The sequence below is a fragment of the Nonomuraea longispora genome (assembly GCF_004348345.1).
Lineage (GTDB): Bacteria > Actinomycetota > Actinomycetes > Streptosporangiales > Streptosporangiaceae > Nonomuraea > Nonomuraea longispora.
In genome coordinates this window covers 1-19101 of the sequence record NZ_SMJZ01000176.1, presented here as the reverse complement: position 1 = coordinate 19101, position 19101 = coordinate 1, and the positions used below count along the sequence as shown (strand labels likewise).

The 19101-nt window shown below is 72.0% G+C and carries 13 protein-coding genes; 5 read left to right on the top strand and 8 right to left on the bottom strand.

Features of this window, described 5'->3' with window-relative positions; all coding sequences use genetic code 11:
• Positions 1 to 391 precede the first annotated feature (391 nt).
• Positions 392 to 1243 (bottom strand): ABC transporter permease, encoded by an 852-nt coding sequence (locus E1267_RS33615; RefSeq protein ID WP_246064424.1) that lies wholly within the window; start codon positions 1241 to 1243, stop codon positions 392 to 394.
• Positions 1240 to 2085 (bottom strand): ABC transporter ATP-binding protein, encoded by an 846-nt coding sequence (locus E1267_RS33610; protein WP_132338627.1) that lies wholly within the window; start codon positions 2083 to 2085, stop codon positions 1240 to 1242. Before E1267_RS33610 ends, E1267_RS33615 begins: the two co-directional genes overlap by 4 nt.
• 160 nt (positions 2086 to 2245) lie before the next feature.
• Between E1267_RS33610 and E1267_RS33605 the strand changes: the two genes are divergently transcribed.
• The 5 genes from E1267_RS33605 to E1267_RS33585 all read left to right on the top strand — a co-directional run bounded on the left by E1267_RS33605 (position 2246) and on the right by E1267_RS33585 (position 8281).
• Entirely contained in the window at positions 2246 to 2962 is a 717-nt protein-coding gene (locus E1267_RS33605; RefSeq protein ID WP_132338625.1) for an ABC transporter ATP-binding protein, read from the top strand.
• Positions 2959 to 3681 (top strand): ABC transporter permease, encoded by a 723-nt coding sequence (locus tag E1267_RS33600; RefSeq protein ID WP_132338622.1) that lies wholly within the window; start codon positions 2959 to 2961, stop codon positions 3679 to 3681. The genes E1267_RS33605 and E1267_RS33600 overlap by 4 nt, the downstream gene beginning before the upstream one ends.
• Before the next feature lie 29 nt (positions 3682 to 3710).
• The gene (locus tag E1267_RS33595) at positions 3711 to 4982 is read left to right on the top strand and encodes a sensor histidine kinase (RefSeq protein WP_246064423.1); all 1272 of its coding nucleotides are present in this window, start codon (positions 3711 to 3713) and stop codon (positions 4980 to 4982) included.
• A 3-nt stretch (positions 4983 to 4985) separates the two neighbouring features.
• Positions 4986 to 5621: a response regulator gene (locus E1267_RS33590; protein WP_132338620.1), complete on the top strand. Its 636-nt coding sequence runs from the start codon at positions 4986 to 4988 to the stop codon at positions 5619 to 5621.
• Positions 5622 to 5800: 179 nt separating this feature from the next.
• Positions 5801 to 8281, top strand: a complete 2481-nt coding sequence (locus E1267_RS33585) for a PEP/pyruvate-binding domain-containing protein (RefSeq protein ID WP_132338618.1) — start codon at positions 5801 to 5803, stop codon at positions 8279 to 8281.
• A gap of 77 nt (positions 8282 to 8358) precedes the next feature.
• Here E1267_RS33585 and E1267_RS33580 read toward each other — a convergent pair whose 3' ends face one another.
• Genes E1267_RS33580 through E1267_RS33555 form a run of 6 tightly spaced genes read right to left on the bottom strand, consistent with a single transcriptional unit; the run spans position 8359 to position 19092 of the window.
• Positions 8359 to 9333: a methyltransferase gene (locus tag E1267_RS33580; RefSeq protein WP_132338616.1), complete on the bottom strand. Its 975-nt coding sequence runs from the start codon at positions 9331 to 9333 to the stop codon at positions 8359 to 8361.
• Positions 9334 to 9343: 10 nt separating this feature from the next.
• The gene (locus tag E1267_RS33575) at positions 9344 to 10090 is read right to left on the bottom strand and encodes a thioesterase II family protein (RefSeq protein WP_132338614.1); all 747 of its coding nucleotides are present in this window, start codon (positions 10088 to 10090) and stop codon (positions 9344 to 9346) included.
• Entirely contained in the window at positions 10087 to 11121 is a 1035-nt protein-coding gene (locus E1267_RS33570) for a Gfo/Idh/MocA family oxidoreductase (protein WP_132338612.1), read from the bottom strand. Before E1267_RS33570 ends, E1267_RS33575 begins: the two co-directional genes overlap by 4 nt.
• Positions 11118 to 12182, bottom strand: coding sequence for a saccharopine dehydrogenase NADP-binding domain-containing protein (locus tag E1267_RS33565; RefSeq protein WP_165959945.1), 1065 nt, complete (start codon positions 12180 to 12182; stop codon positions 11118 to 11120). The genes E1267_RS33570 and E1267_RS33565 overlap by 4 nt, the downstream gene beginning before the upstream one ends.
• Positions 12179 to 17566 (bottom strand): non-ribosomal peptide synthetase, encoded by a 5388-nt coding sequence (locus tag E1267_RS33560; protein WP_246064422.1) that lies wholly within the window; start codon positions 17564 to 17566, stop codon positions 12179 to 12181. Before E1267_RS33560 ends, E1267_RS33565 begins: the two co-directional genes overlap by 4 nt.
• Positions 17563 to 19092 (bottom strand): amino acid adenylation domain-containing protein, encoded by a 1530-nt coding sequence (locus E1267_RS33555; protein ID WP_425465111.1) that lies wholly within the window; start codon positions 19090 to 19092, stop codon positions 17563 to 17565. The genes E1267_RS33560 and E1267_RS33555 overlap by 4 nt, the downstream gene beginning before the upstream one ends.
• Between the last annotated feature and the right edge of the window lie 9 nt (positions 19093 to 19101).

Below are 19101 nucleotides of genomic sequence, written 5' to 3'. Positions count from 1 at the left end.
GCCCATGGCGGCGCCCCGGCCCCTTCGGCTGCCCCCGCCCTCCGCACCACGCCGCGCGGAGGCCATGGTGATGCCCCACCACGTGCGGCGCTCCACGCTGCGTCGCGCGTGCACGGGCGTCCGGCCCGGATCTGCGGCGTCGTGTCCTCGACGCTGCGCCGGCCGTATGGTGCGGGCGGTGGGCGCACGTCGCGGGAGGCGTACCGTTCCAGGGAGTTGGGCAGCAGAACGCGGCGTCGCGTCCGGTCGGGACGCCACGCCGCGGTTCAGGTGGCCGGGCATGAGGATGACGGTGGCGTCCTCAAGGACCCGCCACCGTCACCGTGACCTGTGCGTGCGCCGTGCTCCCCTCCTTCCGGGCTCAAAGTCCTGCGCAAACTTCTCCCGCCGGTCAGCTGTCCTTGGCGGTCCAGCGGAACGTCTTCATGCACAACACCAGCCCGCCGACGCACCAGGCGGCGAGCACGAGGGCGATCATGGGCAGCTGCCACGACCCGGCCGGTTCCAGCGCCGCCGCGTGCTCAGGCAGGAACACCGAGCGCATGCCCTGGGTCATCCACTTGAGCGGGAAAAGGGACGCGATGAACTGCAGGAAGGCGGGCACGTCGGAGAAGGGCATGTAGACGCCGGAGATGAACTGCACGATGAGGAAGGGCAGCGTGATGATGGCGTTCGCGCCGCGCGCCGACTTCGGCAGGCTGCCGACCGCGATGCCGAGGAGGGTGCAGGCCACGCCGCCGAGGGCGAGGACCCAGGCGAGGGTCAGCCACCGGTCGAGCGTGCCGGGCACGGCCACGTCGAACAGCACCACCCCGACCACGACGAGCAGGGCCACCTCGGCGACCATGCACACGAGGACCTGGATGACCTTGCCGCCGAAATAGGCGATCCGCGGCATCGGCATGCCGTACAGGCGCTTCAGCGTCCCGTCGTGGCGCTCCAGGGCGACGTTGATGCCGAGGTTCTGGAAGGTGGTGCCCATGATGCCGGCGCCGATCATGCCGGCGGTGAGGATCTGGGCGCCGGTGACGCCGTTGAAGTCCGGCTTGCCCGACTGCATCGCGCCGAGCAGCATCAGCATGATCGCCGGGAGCGAGAAGATGACGATGAACTGGCCCTTGGTGCGGAAGAAGCTCTTGAGCTCCAGCGCACCGCGCCTGAGTGCCAGCCGGGCGGCGCTGGGCAGGGGCGCGGCGGCCGCGCCGGCCATCCGTGTCGGTGGTCTTGACAACGTGGTGGTCACGAGTGATCTCCGATTAGGCCGAGGTAGACGTCTTCGAGAGACGGACGTGTCACGGTCAGCTCGGGGATCTCCCCGTCGAACTGGCCGCTGAGCTCGGCGACGACCTGCGTGGGCGTCGCCGTCTTCACGCTGTGGTCGCCGTCGGCGGTGGTCCAGCTGACGGTCGCCATGGCCTGCGAGCGTCCTGCCAGCGTGGACGGCTCGCCCAGCGCCACGACCTTGCCCTGCACGATGACGCCGACCCGGTTGGCCAGCGCTTCGACCTCGTCCAGGTAGTGGGTGGTCAGCAGGATGGTGGTGCCCTCGTCGGCCAGCCGGGAGATCAGGCTCCAGAACTGGCGGCGGGCCTCGGGGTCGAAACCGGTGGTCGGCTCGTCCAGGAACAGCAGTTCGGGGTTGCCCAGCACGCCCAGCGCCACGTCGACCCTGCGCCGCTGGCCTCCGGACAGGTTGCGGGTGCGGGCGTCCGCCTTGCCGGTGAGCCCGACGAGTTCGATCACGTGCTCGGGGTCGCGGGGCCGCGGGTAGTAGTGTGCGTAGTGGTGGACCATCTCGCGTACGGTCATCTCGGCCGCGTCGGTGGCCGACTGCAGCACCATCCCGAGGCGGGAACGCCAGGCCCGGCCGGCCACGCCGGGGTCCTCCCCCAGCACGCTGACCTCGCCGGCGTCTCGCCGGCGATGGCCTTCCAGGATCTCAACAGTGGTCGTCTTGCCTGCGCCGTTGGGGCCGAGGAGCGCGAACACCTCGCCACGGGCGATATCCAGGTCAACGCCGTCGATGGCGACCACGTCGCCGTATCGCTTGCGCAGCTCACGCACGCGCACCGCTGTATCGCTCATGCATTCAGAGTTGGGGATCAGCGACGCGTACGACACCCCTAATCAGCGTTTCACCTGGTCGGAAAGCCAATTCGCAGGTCGCACCCGGAATCGGGCGGCTGACCCCCTATCAACCGTTCGGGGGATGTCGCACACGTCGGATCCCGATGATTCTTTAAACATGACAGTCATCGAAATCGAGGGCATGAGTAAAAGCTACAAAGGCCGCCACGTTCTGACTGATGTATCCCTGCAGGTCGAGCAGGGCGAGATCTTCGGCATCGCCGGCCCCAACGGCGCCGGCAAGACCACCACCGTGGAGTGCATGTCGGGCCTGCGCGAGCGGGACGGCGGCGTCCTGCGGGTGCTGGGCCTCGACCCGCAGCGTGACCGTCGCGAGCTGCTCCCCCGCATCGGCGTGCAGCTCCAGGAGGCCGCGCTGCCTGACGCGCTCAAGGTGGGCGAGGCGCTGAAGATGTACGCGTCCTTCTACGACAAGCCCGCCGACTGGCGCAAGCTCATGGACGAGTGGGGGCTGGCCGACCGGCAGCGTTCCAGTTTCGCGAGCCTGTCGGGCGGCTGGAAGCAGCGCCTGTTCATCGCGCTGGCCCTGGTCGGCAACCCGGAGGTCGTCTTCCTCGACGAGCTGACCACCGGACTCGACCCGTCCGCCCGCCGCATGACGTGGGGCCTGGTCCGCGAGGTGCGCGACCGCGGTGTGACCGTCGTGCTGGTCACCCACTTCATGGACGAGGCCCAGGCGCTGTGCGACCGCATGGCGATCATCGACCAGGGCCGCGTCATCACCCACGGCACCCCGGGTGAGCTGATCACCCAGGGCCGTACCGAATCACTCGAGGACGCGTACTTCGCGCTGACGGGAGGGCAGGCGGCATGAAAGGCATCACGCAGGTCGTCGCGGTCGAGCTCAAGCTGATCATCAGGGATCCGATGTCGGCGTTCTTCGCGCTGGCCTTCCCCACGATCATGATCTGGGTCAAGCTGCGCAGCGGCAAGCCCCTTCCCGGCGGACTGCCGTCGGTCGACGCCAACGTGCCGATGCTGAGCATCTTCGTCATCGGGCTGGCCACGCTGGTCATCCTGCCGGCCACGCTGGCGCAGTACCGTGAGCGCCGGGTGCTGAAGCGGCTGCTCGCCACCCCCGCCTCCCCCGGCATGCTGTTCGGCGCCCAGTGGATCGCCCACATGCTGATGGCCCTTCTCGGCACGGCGCTGCTCATCGCCATCGGCGCCATCGGCTACGACCTGTCAGCCCCGGCCAACCCGGGCATCGTGGTCCTGGCGTGGGTCCTCGGCGCGCTGAGCCTCAGCGGCATCGGCTTCCTGCTCGGCGCCGTCGTCCCTTCCGGCCGCACCGCGACCGTGCTCGGGCTGAGCGTGTTCTTCCCGATGGTGTTCATCTCCGGCGCCGTGATCCCCCGCGAGTCGATGAGCGGCTCGATGCGGGCCATCGGCGACATGCTGCCCATGGCGCCTGCCGTGCAGACGATCCGCAACGGCTGGGAGGGCCACGCCGCCTCTCCCGTGGCGATGCTGGTCATGGTGGGCATCTGCCTGGTCACCGCGGGTGTCGCGGTCAAGGCGTTCCGGTGGTAAGCAGCGCCCGCCGTGAAGGGTCGGGATCGGTGGTCACCTCCACCGGACCCGGCCTTTCGCGTTGGGACCGGGTGTGGCCCGCGCTGCCCTACCTGTTCATCCTGCTGCCCGCCGGCTTCTCGCTCGCGCAGAACTGGCGGCTGGAGACGCTGGTGCTGGCGTCGTTCGCGATGGCCTGGCACTGGTTCCTGATCGGCGTGCACCCCGAATGGACCAGGCACCCGGTGGTGGCGGTCGTCTACTTCGTCATCCTGCTCGCCGCCATCGGGGCGCTGGTCAGCATCGACTCGGTGTTCACGGTGACCGGCCCGGCGGCGTTCATCCAGTCGTTCAGGCTGCTGCCCCGGTGGTGGGCCTACGGAGGGGTGGCCGCGACGGCCGGCGTGCTGGTCTCCATGCGGCCGGAGGCCGGGCGCAGCCCCGGCGAGATGTTGTTCTCCTTCCTGATCGCGGCGTTGATCGCCTCGGCGATCGGACTGGTCATCCAGACCATCTCCGACCAGAACGAGAGCCGCAAGGTGATGATCGAGCAGTTGCGGGAGACCGGCGCCAAGCTGGCCGCGCTCGCGGAGGAGAACGCGAGCCTGCAGGCCCGGCTGCTGACGCAGGCCCGCGAGGCGGGGGTGCTGGGCGAGCGGCAGCGCATGGCCAGGGAGATCCACGACACGATCGCGCAGGGGCTGACCGCCATCGTCACGCAGATCGAGGCCGCCGAGGAGGCGATCGACGACACGCCGGCCGCGCTCGCCCGCCTCGACACCGTACGCACGCTGGCCAGGGAGAACCTCAACGAGGCCCGCAGATCCGTGCAGGCGTTGCGCCCGGCGCCGCTGGCCGGATCGCAGTTGCCCGCCGCCGTGCGGGACGTCGCCGACAGGTGGTCGGAGACGACCGGCGTGACCGCCTCCCTGTCGGTCAACGGCGACGCCCGGCCGCTGCACGCCGAGGTGGAGATCACGCTGCTGCGGGTGGCGCAGGAGGCGCTGGCCAATGTCGCCAAGCACGCTTCGGCCGGACGAGTTGCTCTCACCCTGTCGTACATGGAAGATGTCGTGGTGCTGGATGTACGCGACGACGGAGCCGGATTCGTCCCCGGGCCGGCCGACATCTCCTCAAACGCGCCCGCCTCCGAGGCAGGCGGCTTCGGGCTCATCGCGATGCGCCAGCGCGTGACCAGGCTGGCCGGCGACTTCGAGATCGAGTCTGCGCCCGGCGAGGGCACCGGCATCTCGGCGACCGTGCCGGCCATCCCCGCCGACGCCGTGTCCGGACCGTCCGACCGCCTCAGAGACGCCGGGTGACCCATGCCGATTCGCCTGATCATCGTGGACGACCATCCGGTCGTCCGCGACGGACTGCGGGGGATCTTCACCGACGACGAGTTCGAGGTCGTCGGCGAGGCGGGCGACGGTTTCGAGGCGCTGGCGGTGGTCCAGCGCACCAACCCCGACGTCGTGCTCACCGACCTGCGCATGCCGAAGATGAACGGCGCCGAGCTCATCCGCCGGCTGCGTGAGCAGTCGCCCGGCGTCCGCGTGCTCGTGCTGACCACGTTCGACAACGACGTGGACGTGCTGCCCGCCATCGAGGAGGGCGCGACCGGCTATCTGCTCAAGGACACCCCGCGCGCCGAGCTGCGCAGCGCGGTGCAGGCCGCGGCGCGCGGCGAGACGGTGTTGTCGCCGTCGGTGGCGGGCGTGCTGACGCAGAAGATCCGCGCGCCGCAGCAGCAGATGCTCAGCCGCCGCGAGCTCGAGGTCCTATCGCTCATCTCCCGGGGCGCGACCAACCGCGACGTCGCCAGGAAGTTGTTCATCACCGAGGCCACCGTGAAGACGCACCTGCTGCACATCTTCGCCAAGCTCGAGGTGAACGACCGCGCCGCCGCCGTCGCCGCCGCCTATGAGACCGGCCTGCTCAGGCCCGGTGCCGACGGCTGATTAAGGGCGCCTAGGGGTGGGCCGCCCACCGGTCATTTCGTACCGTTGAAGAGGCGGCCGTTCCCTCTTTTCCCTTTTCTCAGCGATGAGTCAGGTAACGGGTCAGAGCCTGACCTTCGGGTTTTCCTTTCCCTGACTTGTGTCTTCGGCCTGCCGCCGAATCGGAATGGAGATCGCGTATGAACACGCTTGCCCTGGCTGATCCGAAGGCCGAACTCGACATCGTCGGTGGAAAAGGCGCATCGCTCGCCCGCCTCGCCAGGGCGGGCCTGCCGGTGCCGGCGGGCTTCCACGTCACCACCGGCGCCTACCGCGCGTTCGTGACCGGCCACGGCCTGCGCGACGCCGTGCTCACCGGCGACGCCGAGCAGATCCAGGCGCTGTTCGCGGCCCGCGAGCTGCCGCCGGAGATCGCCGGCGACATCCTGGCCGCGTATGCCGAGCTGGGTGACGAGCCGGCAGTAGCGGTGCGGTCGTCGGCGACCGCTGAGGACCTGCCGGGCATGTCGTTCGCCGGCCAGCAGGACAGCTATCTCAACATCCGCGGCTCAACGCAACTCCTCGACGCGGTCAGACGTTGCTGGGCCTCCCTGTGGACCGACCGGGCCATCGCCTACCGCGACCGCCACGGCATCGCGCGCGACGAGGTGGCCATCGCCGTCGTCGTGCAGGAGCTCGTACCGGCCGACGCCGCCGGGGTGCTGTTCACCGAGGACCGCGACCGGCTGACCATCAACGCCGCCTGGGGCCTGGGCGAGGCGGTCGTCGGCGGCCTGGTGACGCCCGACACGATCACGCTCGACCGGGCCGGGCGCACCGTCGTCGACGAGACGATCGCCTCCAAGACCGTCATGACCGTGCGCACGCCCGAAGGCACCCGCGAGGACCCCGTCCCGCCGGGGCTGCGCGACGAGCCCGTGCTCACCTGGGCCCAGGCCGAGCAGCTGGCCGAGCTGGGGATGACGATCGAGGAGCTCTACGACCGCCCGATGGACGTCGAATGGGCGCTGCACGACGGGCGCCCCCACATCCTCCAGGCGCGGCCGATCACCGGCACGCGCGAGGAGTGGAACGACTCGCTCAAGGGCGACTACCTGTGGAGCAACGGCAACCTGGGCGAGGCCATCCCCAGCGTCATGACGCCGTGCACCTGGTCGCTCGTGCAGGCGTTCATCGCCGAGATCATGGTCACCGGCGACCTCGGCGGCCACCCGATGTGCGGCAACATCGGCGGCCGCGTCTACATGAACATGAGCGTGAACGCCTCGCTCGGCAAGGCCCTCGGCATCACCAAGAAGATCGAGGCCACCCAGGAGCCGATCTACGGCAGGGTGCCGGAAGGTGTCGAGACGCCGCTGCTGCCGATGACGCGCTGGCAGACCCTCAGGGCGGCCAGGCCCATGCTGGGCGGACGCCGCGAGATCCAGAAGCTCGTGGAGCACATCCCGGCCTACATCGCGGACGCGGAGCGGCGTACGGAGGAGATCCGCGCCGCGATCGCCGTCAGTGACGACCTGGCCGCGCTGTGGGAGAGCGACGTCGAACCGAGATTCACCCAGTGCAACCGCATGCTCGCCGCCGCGGCCCGCCAGGACGCCGGCTCGCTCATCTACCTCGGCGCCCAGCTGGCCGAGCTGGTCGGTGAGGCCGACGCGACCGTGCTGATGTCCGGCATCCAGTCGGGAGAGGGCCGGCTGGAGAGCCTCGGCCCGCTGCTCGGGCTGGCCCGGCTCAAGCGGGGCGAGATGACCCGCGACGAATACGTCCGCGCGTACGGCCACCGTTGCCCCGACGAGTTCGAGATCTCGGTGGCCCGGCCCGTGGAGGACCCGGCGTGGCTCGACGACCAGCTCGCCGGGCTCACCGTCGACCCGTCCGAACTGCTCGACCGCCAGATCGAGGCGAGCGAGGCCGCCTGGCGGCGTTTCCGCGAACGCCATCCGAGGAAGGCCGAGAAGTTCCGGCGCAGGATCGACCGCTGGGAGGCCATCGTGCGCTCCCGTGAGGAGACCCGGTCGGAGATGATGCGGGGCTTCTGGATGGTGCGCGACTTCGTGGTGCGGGCCGGCGAGGTGACCGGGCACGGCGACGACCTGTTCTTCCTGACCATGGACGAGATCATCGACGTGCTGCGCGGCTCCGGCCGGCCGCTGACGCGGGTGGCGGGACGGCGGGCGGCGTACGAGCTGTACCGGTCGCTGCCGCCCTACCCCGGCATCATCCGCGGCCGGTTCGAGCCGGAGCGGTGGGCCGCCGATCCGGGCCGCCGCGGCGACGTGTTCGACGCCGCCGCCACGGTGGTGCCCCCGTCGCAGAGCATCAGCGGGTTCCCCGGCGCGTCCGGCGTGGTCGAGGGCACCGCCCGGGTGCTCACTTCCGTGGCGGACGGCGACCGGCTGGGCGAGGGCGAGATCCTCGTGACGACCGTGACGAACGTGGGCTGGACGCTGCTCTTCCCGCGTGCCGCCGCGGTGGTCACCGACGTCGGGGCGCCGCTGTCGCACGCCGCGATCGTCGCGCGTGAGCTGGGCATCCCCGCCGTCGTCGGCACCAGGAACGCCACCATGCTGCTGCGGGACGGCGACCGGATCCGCGTCGACGGGAGCGCCGGCACCGTCGAGGTGATCCGGGAGCGAGCGGGCGAGCTCGTGATGAGCTGAACGTCGGGGGACGTGCCAAGGCGCCGGGCTCAACGGGGAGCCCGGCGCCTTTCGTGCGTTCTCGTCGTGGCGGGTTCTCAGCGGGTCGCGGTGAGCATCCGCATCCCGAGCGGCAGGTCGATCAGCCGGCCGGGGGTCAGGTCCGCGTCCTCCAGCAGCGCGCGATACTCCTCCTCGGTGCGCTCCCGCCCTCCCGTCATCACCATCATGTGCAGGTCGAAGGCGAGCGGCACGTACGAGCCGCGGCCGACGACGCGCTCGATGATCAGCAGCTCGGCGCCGGGCTCCATCGCCTTGGCGCAGTTGCCCAGCAGGGCGGCGCAGCGTTCGTCGTCCCAGTCGTGCAGAATGCGCGAGAGCACGTAGACGTCGCCTCCCTCGGGGACGCACGAGAACAGGTCGCCCCCGGTCAGCTCGCACCTGTCCAGCACGCCCATCCGCGCCAGGTGCTCCGGCGCGGCGGCGACCACCTCGGGCAGGTCGAACAGCACGCCTGTGGCCTCGGGATTGCTCCGCAGGACCGTGCCCAGCAGCGCGCCCGTGCCGCCGGCGAGGTCGACCACGCGGCGCGGCCCGGAGAAGTCGTACGCCTCGGGCACTCCGCGGAAGAAGGACGCGCCCGCCGCCATGCCCGCGTTGAACACCGACGCCTTGGCGGGATCGGCGGCCAGGTGCGCGAAGATGGGCTCGCCGTGGACGTGTTCGAACGCCGACTCGCCGGTGCGTACGGCCTGGCCCAGGCCGTTCCATGCGGCGGCGAAGGAGTCCTCGCCGTAGAGGGCGGCGAGCGGGCCCAGGTCGTCGCGGCGCAGCCGCGCCCCCATCGGGGTCAGCCCGTACGCGCCGTCGTCGCCGCTGTCGGCCAGTCCCACCCCTTCCAGCAGGCGGAGCAGGCGGTGCATGGCCCCGGGATGCGCGCCGACCTCGGCGGCGACCTCCGCGGGGGTCAGGCGGCGCCCGTCGAGGGCGTCCACGACCCCGAGCCGGACGGCGACGAAGGTCGCCTGCGCCACCCATCCTCCGGTGAGGATGCGCATCAGCTCTTGGTCCATCTTGTCCTTCCTAGGGGGTCAGGGACGCCCAGGCCGACGTGACCGCGCGCGGCAACTCCGCGATCACGTCGTCCTGGCGTGGCACGAGGTAGAAGTGGTCGCCGCCGAGCACGCGAACGGTGCAGCCGGCCCTGGTCAGCTCGCCCCACCGCGCCGCCTGCTCGGCGGTGACCTCGGGGTCGTCGTCGCCGAGCAGGGCGGTGACGGGGCAGGCGAGCACGCCTCCGGGGCGATGCCGGTAGGTCTCGTCGAGCCGGTAGTCGTTGCGGATGGCGGGCAACGCCAGCTCGCGGATGTCGGGGTCGGCCATCAGCTCGGGCTCGACGCCGCCGAGGCCGACGATCTCGCCGATCAGCTCGTCGTCGGAGCCCGCGTGCGTGTCACTGTGGCGGTGCTCGTGAGGGGGGTGCCGACCGGAGGCGTACAGGTGTGTCACGCCGCGGCCCCTGGCCTCCAGCGTGCGCGCCACCTCGTACGCGATCAGCGCTCCCATGCTGTGCCCGAACAGCGCGACCGGCCGGTCGAGCAGCGGGGCCATCGCGTCGGCGACGCGCTCGGCCAGGTGGTATGCGTCGTCGACGAACGGGTCGGCGCGGCGGTCGCCCCGCCCCGGATACTGCACGGCTCGCACCTCGACGGAGTGCGGCGCCGCCGCGTGCCAGCCTCGGTAGAAGCTCGCCGAGCCGCCGGCGTGGGGGAAGCAGAACAGCCGTAACGACGCGTACGGCCTGGGCTGGTAGCAGTGGAACCAGTTCATGCGAACTCCGTCGCGGACAGGGGTCGGGGTGCCGTCTGGACCAGCAGCTCGGGCCGGCCGATCGCCGCGGTGGCGTCCTGCCACAGGCGGCTGAGCGTCAGGTGGTACTGGCCCTGGCGCAGCGGGTCGCGGCCGTCCTCGGCGGCCTCGCGCAGCCCGGTCAGCGCACGGCGCACGCCGTCGGGCCAGAGCCTGGTGACGATGTCGGCGAACGTCGGCGCCTGCGCCGGCCCGATCGTGGTGGCGCTCGGCAGGCTCAGGTGCTCGGCTCCGGTGTCGAAGCGGTCGTCGGCGTCGCGCCCGACGTACATCCGCGGGGTCCACACGACCGGGCCGTGCGTGTTGACCAGGGTCAGGTTGCCGCCCTCCGTGCCCACCGTGATGCGGTGCAGCAGGTGGAGGTGGGCGTCGGGGTCGTTGGGCGCGATCTGGTTCTGCACCCGGAGGGTGAGGGGCACTCCTCCGACCGTACCCGTGACGCAGGAGAAGGGCGTGCCGGGGGCCGTGGCGGTGAACGTCCAGGGGCGCAGGCCTCCCATGGCCTGGCCGAGGATGTCGAACAGGGCGTAGGCCACGTGCACGCTGCAGGCGGCGTCGACGTAGAGCGGCTGCTGGAGCTCGCGCAGGCGGCGGGCGGCGTCGATGAATCGGCGCACGGGGTCCAGGTGCACGTAGAGGGTGTTGACGTGGTGCACCGCGGACGCGGCCCTGGCCGTGCGCAGGGTGCGGGCCAGCTCGTCGGCGTGGACGGGGTGTTCCTGGAGCACGTGCACGCCCCGGGACAGCAGAGCCGCGGCCAGCTCGCTGCCCTCGCCGCCGACGACGCCCGACCGTACGACCACGCAGGCCAGGTCCGCGAGCCGCGGCACCCGGTCGGGGTCGGTGACCAGCGGGACGCCGTGCTCCCTGGCGTACGCGGCGGACCTGTCGCTGCCGCGGGCCAGGATGCCGGTGAGTTCGAAGGGGCCGTCGCGCATGGCCGACAGGTAGATCTGGCCGAACTTCGTCCCGCACACCACGACTCGTTTCACAGCGCGCCCTCCTCGAACGCCGGCGCGGCCAGGTCGATGGGGGCGACCGCGTCCGTGATCTCCGCCGTCGCCACGCCCTCCAGGTCCGCCAGCACCCTGACCGGGTCGAGCACGGCGTCGGCGTGGTGCAGCCCGGCCGGTACGTCGCCCGCCAGCACGGCCCGCGCGGCGTGCGCGGTGACGGCGGCGGTCAGCGCGTACGAGTCCGCGGTGCGTACGACCAGGGTGCTCGTGCCGTGCGCACCGGTCAACTGAAAAAGCAGCACATAGTACGGTGTGCGCCCCGCCAGTTCGAGCTCGGCGATCCGGGCCAGCTCGGCGGCCGACGTCGCGGTGCTCGCGCCGGCGAGGACCCTGTCGCCGGTCATGACGTTGTACCAGCGGGCCTCGGCCAGCCCGAGCTCGGCGGCGACCCGTTCCGCCTCGACGCTCAGGTAGGGGTAGGCGGTGACGGGTCCGGGGAAGTAGGGCAGCTCGACGTCGTGGGCGGGGGTGAGGGCACGCGCGACCTTGCCGCCGTCCCGCCACCCGGCCAGCGCCGCGCCCTGCTCCTCCTGACCGGCGAGCAGGAAGTCCCCCGCCGCCGCCGGAGTGAGCCGGTCCAGCCCTCCGGTGTAGACGTCGAGCCTTTCCGCCGGGCCGCCGTGCGGGGAAGCGAGCGCGGCGAGGTGACGGGGCAGCAGGCCGGTGAGGCCGGGGAGCATCCCGGCGGAGATCACCCCGGTACGGCCCCCCGTGGCCGACAGCGCCGCGGCGTCGCCCGCGGCGTCCACGTAGTCCGCCCCCGCGGCGAAGGCGGCCCGTGCCACCCGGTCCCGCAGCAGGTACGACGGTCCCGCGCAGTTGACGACGATCCGGCAGCCCCGGCAGAAGCGGGCGAGCCCGTCCGGGTCGAAGGCGTCCACCTGCCACGCCTCGCCGTCGCCGTCCAGCGCGTCGGCGACGAACTTCCGCGCCGCCGCGCCGTCGCGCCCGCCTATCCGCACGTTCCCGGCGCGGCCGGTGAGGAGGAGGGCGGTGGTGGCGCCGACCGTGCCGTAGCCGCCGAGCACGCCGATCACGGCGTCCCCCCGGTGATCAGTTGGGCGACTCCGGCGGCGTGGCCCTGGTCGAGGCAGGTGAAGTGGTCGCCCTCGACGTCGCGCACGACGAGCCGTCCGAGGCAGAGGTCCTGCCAGAACTCCGTCATGTCGTCCTGGAGGGTCGGTACGAGGTTGGTGACGCCGCTCTGGCGCAGGAAGGTGATGTCGCCCGCGTACGGCTCGGGGTCGTAGTGGGTGACGGCGGTGAAGCTCTGCCTGAAGACCCGGTAGGCGAGGTCGACGCGCTCGGGCGGGTGGTCGAGGCCGCGGGCGACGGCGGCGAGGCGGTCGGCGGGCGGAGTGGCGGACAGCGCGGCGAAGCGGCTGCCGATCGCGGCGAGGCCGGGGTCGGCGGAGGAGGCGAGCGCCGCGATGGCGCCCTCGCCGACGTGTCCTGGCGAGGTGTCCAGCACGGCCCGCAGGGCGCGGTCCAGGTCCTCCCTGGGGTAGCCGAGCGTGGCGGGGTCGAGCCCGCACGCCTGGGCGAAGCCGTACTCGAGCATGAGCCGGTCGCTGATCCGGTAGGGGAAGCGGGAGCTGCTGATGACGGTGAGCTCGTCGACGGTGGCGCCGGCCTCGGTGAGCCGCCGGGCGACCTCGGTGGCGATCAGCCCGCCCATGCAGTAGCCGACGATGTGGTAGGCGGGTGCGTCCTCCTTGAGCAGCACCTGCGCGTACGCTCCGGCCAGCGACTCCACGGCTGCGGCGGGGTCGAGCTCCAAGTAGTGTCCGGCGTCGTTGATCACGAGGCCGAGCAGGGGCCCGCCGGACAGCTCGGGGGTGAGCGCCCGGTAGGGGGTGAGGGTGCCGGTGCCGTCGTGGAGCAGCACCCGCACCGGGCCCTGCCCGCCGGCCAGGCGGACGAGCGGGCTGACCTGCGTCCTCGACAGGCCGCGGTCGCGGTCGTCGCGGGCCTGGCGGAGGTGGGCGGCGAGCGCGGCGACGGTGGGCTGGTTGACGAGCTGGCGGACGAGGCTGTCCCAGTAGAAGTTGTGCGCTTCCGGCAGTTCCTCGCGTACGCGGCCGGCCAGGCGGGTGACCAGCAGGGAGTCGCCGCCGAGCGCGAAGAAGTCCTGGTCCCTGCCGACCTGCTGGAGGCCGAGGAGTTCGGCCCAGAGGGCGGCGAGCCGCCGTTCGAGGTCGTCGCGCGGCTCCTCACCCGCCGGTGTGCTCTCACCGGCCGTACGGGGCAGCAGGGACCGCAGCCCCGCCCTGTCGATCTTGCCGTTGTCCGTGAGCGGCAGTTCGTCGACCACCTGCACGTGCGACGGGATCATGTAGTCGGGCAGCCGCTCACCGAGGAACGCCCGCAGGTCCGCGAGGTCGATGTGCTCCCGGTCGGCGGGGAAGCGGGCGGCGAACACGCACTGCCCCAGCGACGCCAGCGCATCGCCGGGGCCCGGTAGGCAGGCCATGGTGGTGGCGCCGGCCGCGGCGAGCAGGTCGAGCCACTCCTCGCGGGCGACGAACGTGCGGTCGCGGCCCTGCCGTACGTCGGCGTAGTCGTGCGGGTTCATCAGGAACTCCATCGAGCTCATGATCTGCACGTGCTCGCGGGTCGTCTCGATGAACACCAGCCATCCGCCCGGCGCCAGCAGCTCGCGGAACCTGGCGAGCACGGCGGCGGCGTCGTGCGAGTTGTGCAGCACGTTGGCGCAGAGGATGACGTCGAAGGAGTTGGGCTCGTACCCCTGGGCGCGGTAGTCGGCGTTGATGTCGAACAGGCCGTAGCGCACCCATGGGTGCTCGGCGAAGCGTTCGGCGGCCTGGCCGAGGAAGAACCGCGACAGGTCGGTGAAGAGGTATTCGACGTAATGCCCGGCGAGTTCGGGGATGAGTTCGGCGCTGGTGCCGCCGACGCCCGCCCCGGCTTCGAGGACCCGCAGCGGCCCGCCCGTGTGCCGCTCGGCGACGCGGCCGATGACGGCGCGCACGATGCGGTTGACGTACCTGCTGAGCACGTTGTCCTTGTAGGCGCCCTCGGCGGTCTCCATCTCGCCTTCGGGGAACAGCAGTTCGCGGGCGTCGAGCTCGCCGCGCATCAGCTCGGGCAGGTGCGTGGTGCTGACGCGTAGGAACCCGATGAGCTCGGCGCCGTAGTCGAGCCCTTCCGCGAGGGTTTCGACGCGGCGCCACAGCGGTTCGAGCGCGGCGGGTTCGCGCAGGTCGTGGTAGCGGCCGTCGTCGTCGCGGCGGATGCGGCCGCGCTCGTGCAGCGCGGCGAGCCAGCGCCGGACCAGCCGGTGGTGGCCGGGCGCGACCCGGGCGGTCTCCAGGATCTCCGCCAGGTCGTGTACGGCGTCGCCGGCGAACAGCCCGGCCGCGCGCAACGCCCCCGCCATCGAGGTGAGCGCGATCTCGTCGAGCGTCTCGGCGACCGCCACCACGCGCTCCAGGTCGACGCCGTCGAGTGCGGCGTGGGCTGCCGCCTCGGCCGCGGCGGCGACGCCGGGCTCGTCGCCGCCGTCCTCTTCCTTCCGTACGGCCTGCGCGAAGCCGACGAGACGGCGTTCGAGCGCCCGGTCGCCATCGACGATCACGGTGCCGGCGGCGACCGCCGGGTGCGCCTGCAGCGCGGTCTCCACCTCGGCCAGCTCGATGCGGTGACCGCGGATCTTGACCTGGGAGTCCTCCCTGCCGAGGAACTCGATGGTGCCGTCGGGTCGGTAGCGGCCCAGGTCGCCGGTGCGGTAGAGACGTTCGCCCGCGTGGCGGACGAACCGTTCGGCCGTCCTGGCCTCGTCGCCGAGGTAGCCCATGGCCACGCCCGCGCCGCCGATGTACAGCTCTCCCGGCACCCAGTCGGGGCTGGGCCGCATGCGGGAGTCGAGCACGTGGAAGGTCTGGTTGGCCAGCGGCCTGCCGTACGGGACGCTCACCCAGCCGGGCAGCGGGTCGCCGATGGGGTGGTGGATGGACCAGATGGCGGCCTCGGTGGCGCCGCCCAGGCTGATCACGTCGAGGCCGGGCAGGAGGCGGCGGATCTGGCCGGGCAGCGCGACGGGCACCCAGTCGCCGGACACCATGGCCAGCCGCAGCGCGGGCAGCCCGGCCGTGGGCTCGGCGTCCAGGTAGTGCTGGAGCATCTGGAGCTGCGCGGGCACGGAGTTCCACAGGGTGACCTCGTGCCGGGCGGCGAGATCGGCCCAGTGGGCGGGGTCCCCTCTGCGCGCCGGGTCGGGCAGCACCAGCGCGCCGCCGGTGGCGAGCGGCCCGAAGACGTCGTAGACGGACAGATCGAAGCCGAGGTTGGCGAGGCCGAGCACGCGGTCGTCCTGGCCGACGCCGAAGCGGGCGTTGATGTCGTCGATGGTGTTGCGGGCGGCCTGGTGGCTGATCATCACGCCTTTGGGCACGCCGGTGGAGCCGGAGGTGTAGATGACGTACGCGAGGTCGCCGGGCCGCCGCGGGACCTCGGGCGGCGCCGTACCGGTGGCCGGCAGGGTGTCCACGGGGATCCAGCCGTCCTGCGCGCGCCATGACTGGGTGAGCACCAGGCGGGCGGAGGCGTCGGCGAGGATGCGGTCGCGCCTGGCGGGCGGCTGGCCGGTGTCGACGGGCAGGTACGCGCCGCCGGCCATGAGGGTGCCGAGCACGGCCACGACCTGCTCGGCGCCCTTGTCCATGACGACGGCCACGATCTGCCCGGGTTCGTGGCCGGCCGCGCGGAGCGTGCGGGCCACGGCCGTCGCGCGGGCGAGCAGGTCGCCGTACGTCAGCGAGCCCTGGGGGGTGACGACGGCGGTGCGGCCGGGTGTGCGGCGGGCCTGGGCCACCACCTGGTCGTGCAGCAGCCCGTCGGGGAGCGGCGCGGCGGTGGCGTTGGCCTCGGCGCGGCAGCGGGCCTGGGCGGCGGGCAGGCCGACGGGCGACATGGAGGCCCACGTCTCCTCCGCCGCCAGATCGTCGAGGAGCGCGGTGAAGGCGGCGAACATGTCGTCCACGAGCCCGTCGGGGAAGACGCCCGCGCGCACGTCCCAGTTGACGAGCAGCGCGCCGCGGTGCTCCTTGACCTGGCAGTCGATCCACACCTGGGGCGTCTGGCTGATGCCGTACTCGGGGCTGCCGTGCTCGGCCTCGTCCTGGCCGAGGCCAATGGCGCTGGTGAACACCACCGGCATCAGCGCGGCGTCGCGCCCCCGCCTCCTGGCCAGCTCGCGCATGACCTCGATGCCGCCGCAGCGGCGGTGCTCCATGTCGGCGAACAGCTGCTCGCCGATGGCGCGGGCACGGTCGCCGAACGGCCGGTCGGGCGTGGTGTCGACGGCGAGCAGGTTGAGCGTCGTGAAGTCGCCCACCACCTGGTCGATCGACGGGTGCAGGGGCGGGCGGTCGAGCAGCGTCAGGTTGAGCGTGAAGGCGGGCCTGCGGCTCCACCGCCCGATGACCTCGGCGTAGGCGGCCAGCACGGCCTGCGACGGCGTGGTGCCCGCCGCCGACGCCCTGGCGCGCAGCCCGGCCCACCGCTCCGGCTCCACCCGGCTCTCCCAGCGCTGGAACCTCGCCTCCGCCTGCTGGTCGAGCGCGGGCAGCTCGGGCGCCGGGGGCAGGTCGTCGACGCGGGCCCACCAGTAGGCGCGGTCGCGGTCGTACCGGCCGCTCTCGCGCTGGGCGCGCAGGGCCAGCACGCAGTCGCGGAAGCCGACGGGGACGGGCGGCAGGTCGGCGCCCGGGTCCTCGTGCAGGCGGTGCAACTCGGCCAGCAGCAGCTGGATGCTGACGTAGTCGGCGATGAGCAGGTCGATCGAGGCGTGCAGGAGCGCGCCGCGGTCGGTGAGCGAGACCCGCAACTCGAACAGGGGCCAGCTGCCCGCCGGGTAGAGGGTGTGCGCCATCTCGTCGCGGATGGCGGCCAGCCGTTCCTCCGGGTCGGTGCCGCGCAGGTCGCTCACCCGCACCTCGTAGGCGGGCACCTCGGCCAGCACCTGCTGGTGGCCGTCGGGGTGGATGACGGCGCGAAGCATGTCGTGCCGTTCGACCAGCGTGCGCCACGCCGCCTGGACCCGCTCGGGGTCGAGTTCGGGGAAGGCCACCTCGACGTAACCGTGGCAGGCGACGCCGCCGTAGCCGAAGGCGTCGTTGCGGCCGAGCAGGTACGCCTGCTGCACGTCGGTGAGGGGGAAGGGGTCGAGGCGGTGTCCCGGGTCGGGGCGCACGGTCTCGGCCTCGGCCTCGCGACGCAGGTGGGCGAGGATCTGGGGCTTGGCACCGAGCAACGCCGCGCGGCGTTCCTCGGTCAGCGCTCCCTTGGGGGCGCGGAAGCGCAGGCCCCCGCCGTCCTCCCACAGCCGGATTCCCGCCGCCTCCATGTCGGCGATCAGGTCTCGTACGGTCGGCTCTGGTGCGAGCGGTGCCTGGGTCACAGCACGCCCTCCTCTTCGGTGTCGTCCGTCGTCAGGCCGATCGCCTCGGCGCAGTCCGCGATGGTGGGAGTGGTGAAGAAGCGGCGCAGGGACAGCTCGGCACCGAGCCTGCGGCGTACGATCTCGGCGAAGCGGGTGGCGAGCAGCGAGTCGCCGCCGAGGGCGAAGAAGCTCTGGCCGCGACCTGGTGGCGGGATCTCCAGCAGTTCGGCCCACAGGTCGGCGAGCTGCTGCTCCACGCCCGGGCGTGGGGGGTCGTCGCCGTCCTGCGGTGGCTCGGGTTCTGTGGCGAGCGCGGATCGGTCGATCTTGCCGTTGGCCGTCAGAGGTAACTCGTCCAGCGCGGTGATCGACGGCGGGATGGCGTACGCCGGCAGCCGGTCTGCCAGGAACGAACGCAGCTCGCCCTGGTCGACCCCACCCGGGGTGACGAACGCGGCCAACCGGCGCTGTCTCCGATCCCCCACCGCGACCGCCACCGCACGCCCCACGCCGGGAAACCCCTCCAGCGCGGCCTCCACCTCGCCCAACTCGATCCGATGCCCACGGATCTTCACCTGGTGATCGGCCCGGCCCAGGAACTCCAGCGTGCCGTCCGGCCAGTACCGGCCCACGTCCCCCGTCCGGTACCAGCGACCACCCGCGCTCTCCACGAACTTGGCCGCCGTGGCCTCCGGATCGCCCCGATACCCGACCGCGACCCCCGCACCACCGATCCACAACTCCCCCGCCACCCAGTCCGGACAGTCACGGCCCCGGCCGTCCACCACCCGGTAACACTGGTTGCGCAGCGGGAACCCGTACGGGATCGACGTCCAGTGCGCCGGCACCCGATCCACCACCAAAGCGTTCGACCAGATCGCCGCCTCCGTCGCACCCCCCAACGCCACCAACCGGCACCGCCCACCGCTCTGCGCCGCCAACCGCGCCTGAAGGTCCAGCCCCACCCAGTCACCCGACACCAACGCCAGCCGAAGGCGGGAAGGCGCCCGCTCGACCGTCGTGAGCAACATGTCGAGCAGGGTCGGGACCGTGTTCCACAGGGTCACGCCGTGGCTCTCGCACAGCCGGGCCCACGCCTGCGCGTCCCGCCGCTCACCCTCCTCGGGCAGGACGAGGGCGCCGCCGGCCGACAACAGGCCGAAGATGTCGTACACCGACAGGTCGAAATCCAACGCCGACACCGCCAGCACCCGATCCTCGGCACCCACGGCGAACCGCTCGTTCACCTCCACCACCGTGTTCAACGCCGCCCGATGCGAGACCTCCACACCCTTCGGCTCACCCGTCGACCCCGACGTGAAAATCACATAAGCCGACATATCCGGATCCACCACCACCGGACCAGAAAGCCGCTCCCCCACCAACACCTCACTCAACACATGACCCACACCAGCCCGCGACAGAATCCGCTCCCGCCGCGCCACCGGCTGATCCACCCCCACCGGCACATACACCCCACCAGCAGCCAACACCCCCAACACCGCCACCACCTGACCAACACCCTTCGGCAACACCACACCCACCGCATCACC

What these genes read in the sequence shown, in the direction of transcription:
- E1267_RS33590 (WP_132338620.1), top strand. Translation starts at nt 4,986, where the DNA reads ATGCCGATTCGCCTGATCATCGTGGACGACCATCCGGTCGTCCGCGAC.
- E1267_RS33605 (WP_132338625.1), top strand. Translation starts at nt 2,246, where the DNA reads ATGACAGTCATCGAAATCGAGGGCATGAGTAAAAGCTACAAAGGCCGC.
- E1267_RS33580 (WP_132338616.1), bottom strand. Translation starts at nt 9,333, where the DNA reads ATGGACCAAGAGCTGATGCGCATCCTCACCGGAGGATGGGTGGCGCAG.
- E1267_RS33600 (WP_132338622.1), top strand. Translation starts at nt 2,959, where the DNA reads ATGAAAGGCATCACGCAGGTCGTCGCGGTCGAGCTCAAGCTGATCATC.
- E1267_RS33585 (WP_132338618.1), top strand. Translation starts at nt 5,801, where the DNA reads ATGAACACGCTTGCCCTGGCTGATCCGAAGGCCGAACTCGACATCGTC.
- E1267_RS33575 (WP_132338614.1), bottom strand. Translation starts at nt 10,090, where the DNA reads ATGAACTGGTTCCACTGCTACCAGCCCAGGCCGTACGCGTCGTTACGG.
- E1267_RS33610 (WP_132338627.1), bottom strand. Translation starts at nt 2,085, where the DNA reads ATGAGCGATACAGCGGTGCGCGTGCGTGAGCTGCGCAAGCGATACGGC.